The following is a 1334-nucleotide window of genomic DNA, read 5'->3' as shown; positions in this document are numbered from 1 at the left end:
GGCTCTGTAAACTAAATATGAAAAAATAGTACAATATCTTCATAGAATTGCTCTAAGTTTCTTTGGATTGCTCTAAATTTCGCTTTGCATATGATAAAGCTTCGTCTATGAAATCATCAAGGGTAAAATGAACGTGCTAACGCACGCCCTTGACAATTTCAAGAACGAATCTTTTAAAAAATCTTAAGCGAAATTCAAAATAAATTTATGCTACAAGAAGATATTTCTTTTTCTCCTTCTTTGTTAGCTTTAAACCTGCTACTTGGGCAGGAGTAAGCCCATTTAAAGCCGAATGTGGTCTAACAAAATTGTAGAAGAAGACAAACATACTAATTAAATTATTTGCAGAGTCATAAGAATTAAAACCTTGTTTAGTTTTGTACCATGCTTTAAATTGATGATGAAAAGATTCAATTAAATTATTGGAAATATCATCTTTAAAGCTTTCAACACGTATGTGTTGAACCTTATCACCTAAAACGGTCTTAATAGGCATCTTGTATGCATTGTAACGATCACTAACAATAGACTGAACGGAGCCTAAGTCTTTAACTGAATTAAACAAAGTAAAAGCTTGATTTGAGTCCCTAAAAGGTGATAGATGGAAACCTAAAACAAAGCGGGTTTCAGAATCAATAATAAACCAAATGTAATATTTTTTACCAGAGATCTTCACCACAGTTTCATCAGCATGCCATTCATCAGAATCAAAATTCATCATAGGCATCAAATCTAAAGAAAGATTATTAAATAGTGGAGCAAACTTCTTGCACCAGTTACTGATAGTGGTATGAGAGACTTTAACATTATTAACAATTCTAAGGATCAAGGCAATATTCCTAAAGGAATTCTTGCCAAGATAAAACATAGAAAGAGCAGTGATAATAATATGAATAGGATATCTCATACGTTTAAAATCAGTCTTGCCAGCAAGTTTAGACATAGATGCAGGTAATATAGCAGTTGATTTAGGAACAAACATAGAGTGATTACATATTTTATCACAGCATCTAAAATTAGAATAAAAATCATAATCGTGGTGAAGAAAAGTTGCCTTACCACAAACAGGGCAACGAGGATAATTTTGCAATTGTCTAGACACTGGTTTCTCAGGAGCAAATTGATGATTGCAGTTACGGCAAAGGTACTTTTGGTAACCATATTTATCTTTGCCATAACGATAAAATAAATGATTATTGTTGCACTTTGGGCACTTTATTGATACAATTTTTTGCATGAGGACTTCATCCTTTCTGGGAGGTATTTGTTTTCGGCAAAAACATTGTACCATACAGAGGTTGGAGTCCTCAATTTTCATTTAAGTTTACAAAACG

General features: G+C 32.6%; 1 protein-coding gene. It reads right to left on the bottom strand.

Features of this window, described 5'->3' with window-relative positions:
* Positions 1 to 205: 205 nt before the first annotated feature.
* Complete coding sequence (locus tag KQI42_RS20710; RefSeq protein ID WP_216522734.1) at positions 206 to 1237, bottom strand: IS6 family transposase; 1032 nt, start codon at positions 1235 to 1237, stop codon at positions 206 to 208.
* Between the last annotated feature and the right edge of the window lie 97 nt (positions 1238 to 1334).

The sequence above is a fragment of the Tissierella simiarum genome (genome assembly GCF_018917865.1).
Taxonomy (GTDB): Bacteria; Bacillota; Clostridia; order Tissierellales; family Tissierellaceae; genus Tissierella_C; species Tissierella_C simiarum.
This window is presented reverse-complemented; position numbering and strand designations above follow the sequence as displayed.